Source organism: Plantactinospora siamensis, from assembly GCF_042434095.1.
GTDB lineage: Bacteria > Actinomycetota > Actinomycetes > Mycobacteriales > Micromonosporaceae > KBS50.
The window spans coordinates 155578-171016 of sequence record NZ_JBHLUE010000008.1; the positions used below are offsets into that span (position 1 = coordinate 155578).

Consider the following 15439-nt stretch of genomic DNA (forward strand, 5'->3'; position numbering starts at 1 on the left):
GCCGTCATCCTCACTCCGGGAACCAGTAGCTCGGCAGCTTCTTACCGTTCCATGTCAGCGACTTCCAGTCCGGCTCCGGAACAGACACCAGAATATAATTGTCTCCGACTTTCTGATAGAACTTAACCGAACTCCACGACCGCCTGCCCTGGATCACTGCCTTGGCTATCCAAGACATCTCCTCTTCCGTGGCTTTCTTTCGGCCATCGGTGGCCCCACGGATAGCAGCGATGGCGTACTGCTCGGCCGCATCCCGGCCCTCGAATTCGTTCAGACTAACGCGAAGGGTGACGGCCGGATCATCAACCGCTAGCAGCACCGGACCGCGCCACGTGTCTCCCTTCATGCCGAGGACGTGTGTGAAGCCAAACTTCTTCGCGAAGTCCGCGAGGCCTCCGCTTTTTGTCCCTAGAGCCAAGTCACAGAGATCTTCGTTGTGGACGAGCAGCGGAAGCCGGCCCGCCATCGCGAAATAGGTGTGATGGTTGGCAACGCTCAGATTGTGAACCGTGGCTTGCGCAGTCCGATGACGTACGGAGCTGACCTGGACCCACGCACCGGATCCAGTATGGAGCCACTGGCCGGGGTGAAGATTGCCAGCATTGACCCACTGCCGAATGCCTTCAACCCAGAACGGATGCTGAGCCGTGGCGGTCAGAATGTCCGACCTAGTTCCTTGACCACCGCCAGTCTGGACGGAGACCTCGACCAGGTCCTTATTCCCCGACCGCTCGACCGTGGCCGTCACACGTTCGCTGTCCTGTTGACCCGTTCGTTCGTTGACGGATGCGACCTGGTCGCCTACCGCAATATCCTCGATCGCCTTTGCGGTGCCGTCACCCAACAAGACGCGGGTGCCCGGGACAAAACTGTTCGGTACTGCGCAGCCTCGAATCCGATTGATGAACTGAGCCATGAGCGCCTGGCTGAACTCACCTTCCACAGCGGACTGCTCGAAAACGGCTGGTACTCGGATTCCGGCGAAGTCGCGAAGTCTGGTGAGACCCAGTCCGCCCACGGCCGAACCGGATGCAAGCTCAATAAGCGAGGACTCAAGCCACAGGTCGAAAAAGCCGCCGACGCCCATCAGCACCTCAGGGCCGCCGAGAAGTGCCATGACCGCGACACAAGGTGCTTTACAGAAAATCGCTGTAAGGATAAGCGCATCAACCGCAGCGCCAGCAACGACGAAGGCGCTCAGCTCGGTGACGAAGGCGCCGACCATGTCGAGTTGGCGGTTGGTGACGAAGCTGGGGTTGAACGTGTCGGCCATGCAGTTCTTGAAGTAGACGCTGCCGGGTGTGCCCATCCGGTGGCACATCTCGGCGTTAAGCTCAGCCTTGGCGAGCTTGAGGGAGTCTGAGTCGGTGATGTGGTGCAGGCAGTCCTGCTTGTTGGCCCCCGCCACCGAGGCGCACATGTACGCCAGCCGAACATTCTCGTCCTTGCGGTCCTGCTCGGCCCTGGCCAGGTAGGCCTGATACGCCTCGTTGTAGTACTGCTGGGCGGCCTGCATGTCCTTGCCGGCATCGAGCGCCGATTGGCGGGCCTTGGCGGCGGCCTGAGCGGCGTCGGCCGCGTAGCCCTTGGCCATGTCGTACGAGTCCTGAGCCCACGCTGCGGAGTGCGCCGCCTGGACGGCAGCCTGGTTGGCGGCCGCAGCGGCCTGGCTGGCCGTACGCGCCGACTCGGCGGCCCGACGCGCCGAGTCCTCGGCCTGGTTGGCCGAGTTGTTGGCCTGCTGGGCGTAACCGGCGGCCTGTTGTGCCGACGTCTGGGCCCGACCCGCCCAGTCATTCGCTTCCTGCGAATTCCCGCGGGCCCGGGCGGCCGCCGCCTGCGCCTCCTGGGCCTGCTGCGTGGCGGTCGTCGCCGCCGCCTGACCCTGGGCGAGCAGCGCCAACATCTCGGCCTCGTGGGTGGCCGCATCCAGGTCGTTCTGCGCCGCTGCGTACCGGCCGGTGACGAGGAATTGGTGGAGCGTGGCGGGTGGGCCGTCCAGGGCGGTCTGCGCTGCTCCCTTGAGTTCGGGACCCGAGGTGGGATCGGCGAGGATCCGATTGACCGCGATCCGGTCATCGGCCTCGGCCGCGGTGTACTGGAGGTTGGTGAGGAAGTCGCGATACGCCTGGTGCGTGCCGGCATCCAGCGCCTGCTGCGCCCTCTGCGCCACAGTCGCTTGACCGGCGGTCTGCGCCTGCGCCATCGCCTGGTTGACGGCGAGCCGGTCCTCGGTGTCCCGGCCAGGGTAGTTGGGGTCGGCCAGGAATCCGGCGACACCGGCGTCTGAGCCGGCCAGCACCGTCTCGGCGGCCTGAGCCAGTGCCTCGCTTCCGGTGGCGCCGATGCTCTGTACGAGCACCCGGTCGTCCTGGTGGGCAGCGGCGTCGATGCCGGTGCTGACGAACGCCAGCACGCCCTCGTCCGGATCCCCCAGCGCGGCAAGCGCCGCCTGTCGAGTCCACGCTCCCGTGGACCCGGCCAGCACCAGCGCGACCTTGCGGGCGTCGGCGACAGCGAGCGCCCGATCGGTGCCCGGATTACGCGCCTCGGCGATCAGCCGGTTGGTCTCGGCGTCTCGCTTGGCGGCCTCCTGTGCGTCCCATCTTGCCCGCTGCCGGTATGAATCCATCGCCGCGCTAGCGGCCAGCGCTGCCTCATCGTTCTCCTCGAACGCCAATTGCACCCGGCTGGCGTCGGCCGCCTGCGCAGCATCGTGGATCTTCACGGCCTCGTTCATCGCCGCCACCGCGGCGTTGGCCGCCGCCGTGGCGGCGTTCGCGGCCGCGGTGGAACGCTGCGCCGCCTGGGCTGCCTCCCCGGCGTGCCGAGCCGCGTCCTCCGCGGCCGTCGCCGCTGCGTCGGCGTCCTGGGCGGCCCGGTCAGCCGCGTCGCGCGCGTTGTACGCGGCCGACGCCGCCGCCTGGGCATAGGCCATTGACGCCTGGGCTGCCCGATTTGCACGGTTCGCTTGGTTGCGGGCCCGTTGCGCAGCGTCAATGGCCTGCTGCGCGTTGACCCCGGTCTCCGCGGCATGTGCCGCCGCGTCTCGAGCGGCGTCGGCTGCGACCAGCGCCTGCCCACTCGCTGCACCTGCGGCGCTGGCGGAGTTCTTCGCTCCCAGCGCCGCATCGCCGGCCTTCCCAGCGGCAGCCTTGGCGTTTCGCGCCACCGTGGCTGCATCCCGGGCGGCCCGCGCGGCAAGCATCGCCGCATTGGCCTTGGACGCGTCGTTGGCGGCGTCCGCCGCAGCGCGCTGCGCCTTCGTCGCGGCGCTGTGTGTCAATGCCGCCGCCGCGGCCGCCCTGGATGCGGCCGCGGCCGCCACCTGAGCCGCCGCGATCGCCGCCCGCGAGGCTGTCACCGCCTCACCCGCCGCCTTCGCCGCGTTGGCCGCAGCGTTCGCCGCCTGCTGTGCCGCCGCGGCCGCCGCTTTCGCATCGTTGTGCGCGTTGTTCATCGCCGTGGCGGCCGCCTCGGCGGCGCTCCGGGCGGCTGCCGCCGCCTTCGCGGCCTTGTCTGACTCGTCCTTGGCGATCTGGGTCTGTTGGGCCGCCGTATCACCCGCATCCTTTGCCGCGTTCACCAGATCGGTGATCGCCTTTGTCTCCTGGTCACGGGAGGCGGCGACTGCCCAACCGGTATCGATGAACTCCGTCAGCGCCGTGACATCGTCGGTGTCCAGGGCACGTTGGGCAGCCTGCTGAACTGCCGTCTCGCCATTGCTGCGGGCCTGCGACAGGATCTGGTTGACCCGAAGCCGTTGGTCGATGCCGTACGGGACCTTCCAGCCAGAATCGATGAAGACGCGCAGCGGTCCCTGCGCCTCGTCCTCGGGAGGGGGCGCCGTGCCGTCCGCGATCGCCGCGTCGGCATCCAACGCCTTCTGCGCCGCCGCCCGTACCTGCGCTCCGCCCGCAGCCATCATCTGATTCACGTGGACCCGTTGGTCCACTCGGCTGGGAGCCTGCCACCCATCCGACAGAAACGCCGCCAAGGCGTCCGGCGCGGTGGAGTCCAGCGCTTGCTGCGCCGCGCCCTGCACCGCGACTCCACCACCGGCCATCATCCGGTTGACGCTGACCCGTTCGTCGATCGTCTGACGCTGCTGCCAGTCCGTCGTGAGGAACTGCTGGACAGCGGCATCGTCGCCGAGCAACGCCTGCTCCGCGGCAGCCCGGACCAGCGGCCCACCGAATTGCCACGCGGAAACCACCGTAGAACGATCCACGATGGTTGGGGTGGCAGCCTGGGCCTGCCCGCCGACCGCAATGTGCAGCAGTGAGACGACGAGTGTCAGGACCAGCACGGACGCGACCCGCCTCGTCCAGTGGATGGCTCCGTTGAGGCGGATGCACATGGCAACGATCAGCCGTTCGGTCACGGCACATCTCCCCGTGTGATCTTTTCCGGTAATGAATGGCGCTGGGGGTAACCCCGCCTGCAACCTGAATAGCCAGGCCCTGCGGCTTGCCGGCGGGGATGACCCCGGCGGATGAGGATCGGCGGTGGCCGCGACAGGCGGCCACCGCCGGCGATTCAGGGGTGAACGGTCAGTTGGAGCAGGGTGGTCGGCTCGGTACCACCGTCGCCTACGCCGAATTGCGTACTGCCGTCCGGGTCGAGGTCTTTGGTGGTCTCTACTCCACTGTCGGTCGTCACTGTCGCGGTACCTTCGTGACCGGCTCCCTGGGTGCGGCCGTCACCACGAATCTCGTAGACCGCGGGTACCTTCAGGTCGAGCCGGCCGGTCGAGCCGAGCACCTTGAAGCAGACAGTGCCGCCCTGTCCGATCACGTTGGTCGTGTACACCTTGATGAGGCCGATGTCCCCGGCAGGCGGCGCGCCGCAGTCGGACAGGATGATGTGGCCGTCGCCACCGATCAATTCAACGCCCTGGGAAGCGAGGATTCCCGCGGCGCCCGGATAGCTGAAGTCCTCGACGATCGAGCCGCCGTTGCTCTCCGTCGGGGCGTTCCCGTCGGCCAGCGCGGCGCCCCCCAGGGCCAAGGCTGCGGCGATGACACCGGTCGCGCCGGCGGTGACTGCTCTGGTTGTCCTACGCATGCTTAATCACTTTCCTTCTCAAGATCCAGCTCAGGGGACAGTGCGGCACGCCGGAGGGCGGATTCAGCCTCAGTCGCGAGGTCCGAACTGCACCGGGTCCGTCCAGTCGGTGCTGCCGTCGGGCCGGGCGGTGTGTAGCGCGAGCGCTCCCGAGGTGTCCTTGCTGAGCAGGCCATATCCGGTGTCCTGGCCGAAGCGGACCGCGGTGAGCTCGCTCCGGTTGCCCCAGCCCGTACCCGCCCCCGTGTCGACGCCTGCGTCGAATGTGGTGCCTGCGGCGTTGCCGGCATAGCTGAGCAGCTTGCCCGTCGAGGACTGCACCGTGAGCAGGTCGTCGTAACCGTCGCCGTTGAACTTGCCGAGGGTGAGCTGCTTGCAGCAACCCCAACCCGCACCAATCTGCACCCCGGCGTCGAAGGTGGTACCGGTGGCGTTGCCCGCGTACATCAGCAGCTGCGTGGTGGATGTCTTGACCGTGATGAGGTCGTCGTAGCCGTCCCGGTTCACCCGGCCGATGGCCAGGTCGTGGAAGTCGCTGGTCCAACCCGCGCCGATCTGGACCTTGGTCCCGAAAGCGCCGCCACTGGCTGTTCCGGGATAGAGCCACAGCTTGCTGGTCGAGCTCTCGATGGCCGCCAGGTCGTCGTAGCCGTCCCGGTCGATCCGGCCGACGACCAGTTCCCGGTAGGCGCCCCAACCGGTCCCGATCTGGATGCGGGGTCCGAAGGTGTTCGCGGCCGTTCCGGGGTGCAGCCAGAGCACGCCGGCAGAGTCCGTTCCGATGATGTCGGTGTAGCCGTCCCGGGTGAACTCACCGGTTACCAGATTGTTCAATTCGTACGGTTGTGGCTGCCAGATCTTTCCAGCCGGCTGGACGCGGGCCGCCCAGGAGCCGTCCGCGTTGCGGGAGTGGATCCAGGTCTGTCCGCTGGCGCTGTCCACCGCGACAAGCTCGTCCAAGCCGCTGCCGTTGAACTGTCCTGCGGCCAGGTAGGACGACCCGTTCCAGGCGGTGCCGGCGCCGGTGTCGACGCCGGCGTCGAACGTGGTGCCCGCGGCGTTGCCGGCATATATCAAGAGCTTGCCCGTCGAGGACTGCACCGTGAGCAGGTCGTCATAGTCGTCGTTGTTGAACTTGCCGAGCGTGAGCTGCTTGCAGCATCCCCAACCCGCACCGATCTGCACCGCCGCGTCGAAGGTGGGACCGGTGGCGTTACCCGCGTACATCAGCAGCTGTGTTGTGGATGTCTTGACCGCGATCAGGTCGTCGTAGCCGTCCCGGTTCACCCGACCGATGGCCAGATCATGGAAATCGCTCGTCCAGTTCCCGCCGATCTGGACGCGCGTGCCGAACGTGCCCCCACTCGCCGTGCCGGGATAGAGCCACAGCTTGCCGGTCGAGTTCTCGATCGCCACCAGGTCGTCGTAGGCGTCGCGGTTGACCCGACCGACGACCAACTCTCGGTAACCACCCCAGCCACCGCCGATCCAGATCCGCGAACGGAAGGTGTTCGGGGTCGGCGTACCGGGGTAGAGCCAGAGCGTGCCGGCGGCGTCGACCCCGACCAGGTCCGGCAGGCCGTCCCGGTTGAACTCGCCGGTGACCGGCTCCCGCAGTCCGGACGGCTGCACCGCGACGCTGCTACGGATCCAGTCGGCCAGGTCGTCCACCCGAGCCTCGACCGCGCCCTCCCGGGTGTCGGTCTCGCCGAGGCAGCCCTTCTGCCACGAGGCGTCGTTCACGCCCACGAGTTCCACCCGCCCCTGCGTCTCGCGGAAGGTGGGTCCACCGGCGTCGCCCTTGCAGAGGGTGGCGCCAGCTGAGGCAGCGGCGATCTGAAAGGAGGTGGCGGCGACGGACTGCACGGTGAACGAAGCGGCATGCAACCGGTTCGGTACCCACTCGGTCGCGGTCCGGCCGTAACCGGCCGTGCGCAGCACCTCCCCGGGCTGTGGGTTGGCACCACCGAGCTCGACCGGTGCGACATCCTTCACCGGGGCCGACAGCTCGGCCAACGCCAGGTTGCGGTCCGGATGCGGAATGACCGACTCCACCAGCAGTCGATGGCCGCTGACCCTGGTCAGGTCGGTACGGCCGAGGAGAACAGTGGTGGGCCGCGTCGGCGCACCGGCGGTGACGGGCGCCGTGCCCTCGGCGAAGCAGGACTTGGCGGTGAGGATCCAGCGAGCGTCGACCAGGGTGCCCGTACAGCTACGTGCCTCCCCGAAGGAGACCTTCGCCAGAAACGGGTAGGTCCCGTCGGCCACCTCTTCGGCACCGGCTATGGCCGAGGCCGTTCCGGCCGAGAGCAGACTGGCCGCGGAACCGGCGACGACCAGGCTGGTAACCCAGCGACGTACGCGTCTTTGCACATGAACCCCCGTAGTCGAGACGCATCAGCGCTGGGTAGAGGGCAGGGCGTTGCCCACCTCAAGTCCACCTGCATCCATCGACGAAACCCAGCGCGATGACGCTATCGATCAACTGACCGCTACACAAGGGACATCGGGGAATACGCTGTGTGAATCGTCAGGTCCAGCGAAGCCGTGCCGCGGATCAATGCCCGGCTTCGTGCGGTCCGCTGCGCTCCATGAGAGTGATGCCGAGCAGGGAGTACTGCCACCGCTGCACCGGCCGGTAGTCCCTGCCGATCCGCTGCCGCTTGCCGCCCGCCATGTCCTTCAGCGGATCGGTGGAGTTGTCGGCGCGAACGACCCAGATCCGCGGCGGGGTTCCCAGACAGCTGGCGTCGGGACACTCCCGGGCCAGGAACCGACCGTCGGTGCGCTGGGGGGCGACCTGCAGGACGTCCGGGGGGCGCGGGGCAGGTAGGTAGCGCTCGTAGATGTCCCGGGGCGACCACGGGATGCTGTAGTGCGTATCCGGGAACACCACCACATCCCCCGGGCGGTATCGGGGGCCGATGACGTTTGCGATCCGGGTCGAGGCCTGCGAGTGGCCGGCCTCGGACCGGATCATGATCTGGGCGGGGTAGCCCAGTACGGCGACGAGGCAGAGCGCCGCGATCGCATGCGGCCGGGCCAATCGGCTCAGCGCCGATCCCGCCAGCACCGCCATGGCGGGCAGCGCCGCCACGACGTACGAGGCCCGCCATACGGCTATCTGGGTGCCGACCGCCAGCAGCAGGGCGATGGGGACAAACGCGGCGCCGGCCAGACACAGGTACGCGAGCTTGCGGCGCGCGCCGACGATGGCCAGCGCGAGCAGGAATCCCCCGACGGCCGCGGAGAAGAAGAGCCGATCGAGGAAAACGTGCAGCGCCGCCAGGTCGACGAGCTTGATCCAGGAGATCTGGGCAGACTGTCGGGCACCCAGCGCCCCGAGCACCACCGCCGGACTCATGCCGACACCTGCCGCCGCCAGCCAGCGAAGCGAGGTGCGCCAACCCGTTCGGCGGTGTTCAACCTGCCACCAACCAACCGCGGCGGCGTGACCGGCGACCATCAGCAAACCGTTGAGCGGATGTAGCAGTCCCACGGCGGTGACAGCCACCGCGTATGCGGCGAGCCGACGGCGCCCCGGATCTTCGAGCAGCCGGATCAGGCAGAGCACGGCGACCGCCGAGCCGCACATGACCAGCGAGTACGAGCGGGCTTCCTGCGCGTACCGCGAGGTGACCGGAAGCACCGCGAAGATCAGGCCGGCGAGCAGGCCCAGCCAGGGTCCCTCGATCCGCCGCCCGAGCGCGGTCACCGCCAACGTGGCGACGGCGATCGCCACGACGGAGGGCAACCGCATCGCCACGGTGCTCGTCCCGACCAGCGCCGTGTAGGCCTTCATGAGCGCGTAGTACGGATAGAGCACGACATCCACCGACCCGGACAGCTGCCACAACTGCGACCAGGAAATGCGGACCGCTCCCCAGGTCGCCAGCTCGTCCGCCCACAGCGCCGGACCGGTCAGCCGCCACAGGCCCAGCACGACGGAGACAACGGCTGGCGCACCCCAACCGACCAGCTGGGCGGTCCGCTGCCCACGCCCCGCGGCGATCCCGCGCCCGCTCCCGGCCGGGCTCGCCGCTTCGGCCTCATCGGCCTCATCGGCCGGAGCTTCGGGAGAAGCCACGCTGACAGCCGGACGCAGCCTCCAGCCGATGGTGATGACCGTCTCCTTGTCCGGGCGGCGCTTCGGGAGAAAACCCAGGTGCCGCAATGACCAAAGCTCGGGGTGATCAGCTCTCAAAGGAGGGCCGGACGTTACTAGGGCAACATGAACACGATGTTAATCGGCCGTGCCCCTGGTGCTCCCCCCGGTCTGGTGGCGGGCTACTACCCTCGGCGCCATGACCGAGCTGCGGACGAGCCGGTTGCTGCTGCGGCAGTGGCGGAAGTCGGATCTCGACCCGTGGGCGGCGATGAACGCCGACCCGCAGGTCCGGGAGCACTTCCCGGACCTGCTGACCCGCGAGCAGAGCGCAGCGGCGATGAGCACCTACGCCGCCGAGGTGGCCGACAACGGGTACGGGCTGTGGGCGCTCGAGGTGCTGGCCACGGGCGAGTTCATCGGGTTCACCGGGCTGCGCCCGCTGCAGGACCTGCCGGCCACCGGCATGGAGGTCGGCTGGCGGCTCCCCCGGTCGGCCTGGGGACACGGGTACGCCACCGAGGCCGCGCGGGCGTCCCTGGCGTACGCCTTCGACACCCTCGCCCTGCCGGAGGTCCTCTCGGTGACGGCGACCACGAACCTGCGGTCCCAGGCGGTGATGCGGCGGATCGGGATGACCCGCGACCCGGCGGACGACTTCGACCACCCGCGGGTGCCGCCCGGCCCGCTGCGCCACCACGTCCTCTACCGGCTCACCAACGAATCTTGGACGGAAACCGTCAGCAGCTGACGGTTTCCGTCCAAGATCTACTCGTCCTCAGGTCGGCCGGCGGCTCGGGCGGTCAGCCCGCCGGCGGCCGGTCCCGTCAGCCGGCGCCGCCGGCTCGGAAGGCGACCCAGGCGTCGCTCATCCGGTCCGCCTGGCCGGCGGTGAACATGTTCATGCAGGAGTCCTGCGTGTAGTCCATGAAGTTGTGGATCGGGTCCAGGCCCGGGGCGGCGCAGGTGTCGGCGCCCACCGGGCAGTTGAACTGCGGCCCCGCCTCGCGCGGGGTGTCCGCGACGAAGTCGCCGGAGGCGGAGCAGCCGTGCGCGAAGGTGTGCTCCAGCATCAGCCAGTGCCCGACCTCGTGCGTCAGGGTGTCACCCTCGGCGTACTTGCCCGCGGTGCCGCCCGGCATCGACTCGTCGAGCATCACCACGCCGTCGATGTAGTCCCGGCCGTTGTTGTAACCCTTGGGGAAGTACGACCAGCCGAGCAGCCCGCCGCCGATGTTGGCCGCGTACACGTTGAGGGTCTCGGAGTCGCCGGTGTAGAGCGCCTTCTTCATGTCCCGCTCGTTCTTGCCCGGCACCACCGTGTACCAGTCGCTGTTCACCGTCCACGTCGTGCCGGTCAGCGCGAACCGGAACGGGGTGTCGGCGGCGTCCGGCGCGGTGCGACCGGCGTACGAGTCGTTCAGCACCGTCATCTGGGCGGCGATCAGGGTGTTCCACCGGGCCGTCTCGGCGGCGCTGAACGGGTGGTCGGAGACCATGTGGAAGACCGTGGGGATGGTGACGCTGCCGTTCGGCAGCCGCGGCGAGTCCTTGATCACGCCGTACGCGTTGGCCTCGTTCTTCGGGTAGAGCTCGGGCTCCTGGGCCGTGGCGCCCTCGGCCACCCGGGCCGCGCTGTCCGCGCCGGCACCCGAGGCGCACGCCGCGACGCCCGCTGACGGGGTCGCCGGGGCGGCCGTGGCCACCGCGCTCGCGGCGCCGCCGCCGGTCAGGAACGCCGCCGCCGTGGCGGCGAGGACCGCCGCCGAGTGAAACCGTGTTCTCCGCATCGTCGCACCTTTCGGGCATAGGGAATGCAGGCGAAACTCTGACGAGAGACACGGCAAGAAGTGGGGGTCAGTCACATCGTCCCTGGTATGAGACCACGTCACCGTTCCTCGGCGACAGCCCCGGCGAGGATCGCCGCCCGCTCGACGACGGAGCATCCGGCAGATCGTGGACCGGAACCGTCCTGATCGGGACGGTTTCGGTCCACGATTCACGAGTACGCCGCGGGGCGGCCGCGAAGCGGCTCAGCCGGAGGCCGCCGGCACCGGGGGGCCGCCGTCGAGCAGGTCGGCCATCAGGTCGCCGTACTCGTCGACCCGGGCCAGCACCTCGGCGGCGATGAACGGGCGGACGGCCGGCCGCCGGCCCCGCGCGCCGGCCTGCACCTCGTCCCAGGTGAGCGGCGTCGACACGGCCGGCACGCCCACGGCCCGCAGCGAGTACGGCGACACCGTGGTCTTGGCCGCATTGTTCTGGCTCCAGTCGATGAACACCTTGCCGGGCCGCAGCTTCTTCGCCATCTTCGCGGTGATCCGCTTCGGCTCGGCGCGTTCGAGTTCCTGCGCGACACGGCGGGCGTACGCCGAGACGTCGTCGGCGGACTGCGCGCCGGCGATCGGGCAGCACAGCTGCATGCCCTTCTTGCCGGAGGTCTTCGGATAGCTGGCGATGCCGTCGTCGGCGAGCCGGTCCCGCATCAGCACGGCCACCTCGCAGCACTCGGCCAGCCCGGCCGGCGCGCCCGGGTCGAGATCGACCACCAGCATGTCCGGGTGGTGGCCGACCCGCCACTGCGGGGTGTGCAGCTCGAGCGCCGCGAGGTTGGCCAGCCAGACCAGCGTGGGCAGGTCGTCGGCCACGACGTAGTCGATGGTCTCCCGGCCCTTCGTCGAGCCGGGCGCGGGCAGCGTCTCGACGCGTACCCAGTCCGGGGTGGCGGCCGGCTTGTTCTTCTCGAAGAACGACTTGTCCTGCACCCCGTTGGGATAGCGGATCCGGGTGAGCGGCCGGTCGCGCAGGTGCGGCAGCAGCACCGGCGCCACCCGGGTGTAGTAGTCGATGACCTCGCCCTTGGTGAAGCCGGCGTCCGGGTAGAGCACCTTGTCCAGGTTGGACAGCTCCAGGTCGCGGCCGCCGACCTTCACCCTGATCCGGTCAGCCGGCATCGTCCACCTCGTCCGGGCTCTTGTCCGGGCGCAACCGCAGCAGGCGGGGGAACCGCAGCCGCCCGTCCGGGGTGCGCTGGCCGTACTTGACCTCGACCACGACCCGGGGAGTTACCCAGTTCGCCCCCCGAGCATCCTCCCGGGGCACCGAGCCGCGCGTCGAGCCACCTGCCGGGCCGCCTCCCGGCACGAACGGCGACTCCGGCGTCCGCAACGGCGCCAGGATCCGCAGCAGCTCGCGCTCCATGGCCGCGCCGATCCCGCCACCGACCCGGCCCCGGAACTCGAGCCGGCCGTCCGGTCGCGGCACGCCGACCAGCAGGCCGCCGATCCGGCGTACGCCGGGTCGCCAGCCGCCCACCACGAAGTCGGCGGTGGTCTCCAGCTTGGTCTTCACCCAGTCCGGCGAGCGCACCCCGGGGTGATAGGTCGAGTCGAGCCGCTTGGCCACCACCCCCTCCAGGCCGTTCTCGCCGGCCGCCGCCCAGGTGGCCGGGCCGTCCGGGAAGACCGGCGGGACGGTCCAGTTGGGTCCGCCGAGCTCCAGCTCGTCCAGCGCCCGCCGGCGCTGCCGGTAGGACCAGCGGTACAGGTCCGCGCCGCGCAGCCGCAAAACATCGAAGATCATGTACGTCACTGGCATGCTGGCGGCGAGCCGGGCGGCCTTGGCCAACTGCCGGACGTGCATCCGCTCGGCCAGCGCGGTGAAGGACGGCACGCCGTCCTCGCCCAGCACCACGACCTCGCCGTCCAGCAGGACGTCCGTGACCTGCCCGCTCAGCGCCGCGAGTTCCGGGTATGCGGCAGTGATCTCCACCCCGGACCGCGCCCACATGGTCAGCCGCCCGCCGCTCGTGTCGGCCAGCGCCCGTACGCCGTCCCACTTGAACTCGTAGCCCCAGCCGGCGGCGCTGGGTAGCTCCCCGGTCACCGCCAGCATCGGCTTCACCGGCGCCCCTGGCACGCCACCAGCCTAGATCCGGCGGGAAAGGCTCGCGCCCGGTTGCCGGTGATGGAATCCTGGTCAATGGTCATCAGGGGACGACCGGCAGCGGGGCGAGGAGTGCGAGGATGCGGGCAATCTGGAAGGGCGCCGTGTCGTTCGGCCTCGTCTCGATCGGGGTCCGGGTCTATTCGGCCACCGAGGAGAAGGACATCCGGTTCCACCAGGTGCACCGCGCGGACGGCGGCCGGATCCGCTACAAGCGCACCTGCTCGGTCTGCGGCGAGGAGGTGACCTACGACGACATCGCCAAGGGGTACGACATCGGCGGCGGGGAAATGGTCGTGCTCACCGACGAGGATTTCGCGGACCTGCCGCTGACCACCTCGCACGCGATCGACGTACTCGAGTTTGTGCCGGCCGAGCAGGTCGATCCGATCCTCTACAACAAGGCGTACTTCCTCGAGCCGGAGGGCACCGCGGCCAAGCCGTACGTGCTGCTGCGGGACGCGCTCACCGACTCGGACCGGGTCGCCATCGTGAAGGTGGCGCTGCGCCAGCGCGAGCAGCTCGCCACGCTGCGGGTCCGGGAGGGCGTGCTGCTGCTCAACACGATGCTCTGGCCGGACGAGATCCGGCAGCCCGACTTCGGATTCCTGGACGAGGACATCTCGGTCCGCCCGCCGGAGCTGGCCATGGCCACCTCGCTGATCGACTCGATGGCCGCCGACTTCCAGCCGGACGCCTACACCGACGACTACCGGGCCGCGCTCCAGGAGGTCATCGACGCCAAGGTGGAGGGCCGCGAGGTCGTGGCGCCGGAGGAGGAGGAAGCGGCGCCGGCCGCGGCGGTCGACCTGATGGCCGCGCTGCGCGCCTCGGTGGACCGGGCCCGGGCCGCGCGTGGCGAGACCGACGACGGCGGGGCCGGCGGTGGCGCCGGCGAGCCCACCCCGATCACCTCGGCCCGGTCGGCCAAGAAGGCGGCGCCCGCCGGCAAGCAGACCGCGAAGAAGGCGCCGGCCAAGAAGGCGCCGGCCAAGAAGACCGCCGCCGCCAAGAAGACCACCGAGAAAAAGGCGACGACCGCCAAGAAGACCACCGGCGCGAAGCAGACCGCCAAGAAGCAGCCGGCCAAAAAGGCGCCGCGCAAGTCCGCCTGACCCGCAAGGAAGGGCCCCTTCTTATCGCTTTCTGTATAGGAAGGGCCCCTTCTTAACGCTCCGCCAGCCGTGCTGTCGACGGCAGCGGCCGGGACGGGCGCGTGTCCGGTCGGGGGCGGCCGGCCAGCGGGAAATTCGATAGCCTCGGCACTTCTCCGCGTGCGATCCCGGGAGCGCCATGACGATCTCTCTCACCCCGATGACCCAGGCCGAGCTGGACCGGCGTCTGCGGGAGGCCGTCGAGCACTATGCCCAGGCCATCGCGGAGGCGCGCGGCCTGCCCCTGGCCGAGGCCATGGCCGAGTCGGACGAGCAGCACCGGTTGGCCCTGCCTGACGGCGTACGCAGCCCCGGCATGCTGCTGTTCACCGGGCGTACCGCGGCGGGCGAGGAGGTCGGCTGGCTCTGGCTGGCCCTGCCCGGTGACCGGGCCGGCGGGCCCGAGCGGGGCTGGGTCTACGACATCGAGGTGGCGGCCGAGCAGCGCGGAAAGGGCTACGGCCGGGGTCTCATGCTGGCGGCCGAGCACGAACTGGCCGGCCGCGGGGTGGGCGCGCTGGGCCTGAACGTGCACGGCTACAACACCACGGCCATGCGCCTGTACGACAGCCTCGGCTTCGAGATCACCGCCCAGCAGTTGGTGAAGCCCCTCGGCGGCGCCGGGCCGGCCGGATCGGACCGGTCGCCGGTATCGCTGGCGCCGATGCCCGCGGACGAGTTGGCCCGGCGGCTGCCGCTGTGGACCGAGGAGCACGCCCGGGCCGAGGCGGCCAGCCGGGGCATCCCGCTCGATCAGGCCCGCGAGCGGGCGGCCGAGCGCATCCGCAAGGACCTTCCGGACGGCGTAAGCAGCCCGGACGCGCTGCTGCGCCGGGTGTGCGGCGCGGACGGTGGCACGGTGGGCTGGGCCTGGGTCCGGCTCCGCGGCGACGGGCCGGGCCGGGCCGCGCTGCACCACCTGGAGATCGATCCCGGGCATCGCCGCCGCGGGTACGGGCGGGCCGCCGCCCTGCTGATCGAGCGGGAGCTGGCCGCTCGCGGCGTACCGGAGCTGGAGGTGAACGTCTTCGCCGGCAACGCCGCGGCGCGGGGGCTGTTTCCGGGGCTCGGCTACGCGGTGGCGGGCCAGCAAATGGTCAAGCCGCTCCGCCCGCGCGAACGGGACGTGCGTTAAGAGGGGGCCCTTCCTATACAAAAAGCGATAAGA

Annotated in this window: 10 protein-coding genes; 3 read left to right on the plus strand and 7 right to left on the minus strand. The window is 69.7% G+C overall.

Annotation, left to right across the window (positions count from 1 at the left end):
- Positions 1-10: 10 nt before the first annotated feature.
- The 4 genes from ACFFHU_RS11635 to ACFFHU_RS11650 all read right to left on the minus strand — a co-directional run bounded on the left by ACFFHU_RS11635 (position 11) and on the right by ACFFHU_RS11650 (position 9154).
- Positions 11-4384 carry a polymorphic toxin-type HINT domain-containing protein gene (locus tag ACFFHU_RS11635; protein WP_377338054.1) on the minus strand — a complete coding sequence of 1458 codons (4374 nt, stop codon included), beginning with the start codon at positions 4382-4384 and terminating at the stop codon, positions 11-13.
- Between the two features lie 155 nt (positions 4385-4539).
- Positions 4540-5067 (minus strand): hypothetical protein, encoded by a 528-nt coding sequence (locus tag ACFFHU_RS11640; RefSeq protein ID WP_377338056.1) that lies wholly within the window; start codon positions 5065-5067, stop codon positions 4540-4542.
- Between the two features lie 69 nt (positions 5068-5136).
- Complete coding sequence (locus ACFFHU_RS11645) at positions 5137-7440, minus strand: trypsin-like serine protease (RefSeq protein ID WP_377338058.1); 2304 nt, start codon at positions 7438-7440, stop codon at positions 5137-5139.
- Positions 7441-7624: 184 nt separating this feature from the next.
- Positions 7625-9154, minus strand: coding sequence for a glycosyltransferase family 39 protein (locus ACFFHU_RS11650; protein WP_377338060.1), 1530 nt, complete (start codon positions 9152-9154; stop codon positions 7625-7627).
- 217 nt (positions 9155-9371) lie between these two features.
- Here ACFFHU_RS11650 and ACFFHU_RS11655 point away from each other — a divergent pair, with 217 nt between their 5' ends.
- Complete coding sequence (locus ACFFHU_RS11655; protein WP_377338062.1) at positions 9372-9923, plus strand: GNAT family N-acetyltransferase; 552 nt, start codon at positions 9372-9374, stop codon at positions 9921-9923.
- Between the two features lie 76 nt (positions 9924-9999).
- On the opposite strand, the gene ACFFHU_RS11660 is transcribed toward ACFFHU_RS11655, so the two are convergent.
- The 3 genes from ACFFHU_RS11660 to ACFFHU_RS11670 form a co-directional block, all read right to left on the minus strand.
- Positions 10000-10962, minus strand: a complete 963-nt coding sequence (locus ACFFHU_RS11660) for a zinc metalloprotease (protein WP_377338064.1) — start codon at positions 10960-10962, stop codon at positions 10000-10002.
- A 243-nt stretch (positions 10963-11205) separates the two neighbouring features.
- On the minus strand, positions 11206-12126 hold the full coding sequence (gene ligD, locus ACFFHU_RS11665; protein WP_377338066.1) for a non-homologous end-joining DNA ligase: 921 nt from the start codon (positions 12124-12126) through the stop codon (positions 11206-11208).
- Positions 12116-13090, minus strand: coding sequence for an ATP-dependent DNA ligase (locus ACFFHU_RS11670; RefSeq protein WP_377338068.1), 975 nt, complete (start codon positions 13088-13090; stop codon positions 12116-12118). The genes ligD and ACFFHU_RS11670 overlap by 11 nt, the downstream gene beginning before the upstream one ends.
- Positions 13091-13197: 107 nt before the next feature.
- Between ACFFHU_RS11670 and ku the strand changes: the two genes are divergently transcribed.
- Both ku and ACFFHU_RS11680 read left to right on the plus strand, forming a co-directional pair.
- Positions 13198-14232: a non-homologous end joining protein Ku gene (gene ku / locus ACFFHU_RS11675; protein WP_377338070.1), complete on the plus strand. Its 1035-nt coding sequence runs from the start codon at positions 13198-13200 to the stop codon at positions 14230-14232.
- A gap of 178 nt (positions 14233-14410) precedes the next feature.
- Positions 14411-15406, plus strand: coding sequence for a GNAT family N-acetyltransferase (locus ACFFHU_RS11680; RefSeq protein ID WP_377338072.1), 996 nt, complete (start codon positions 14411-14413; stop codon positions 15404-15406).
- Positions 15407-15439: the final 33 nt, after the last annotated feature.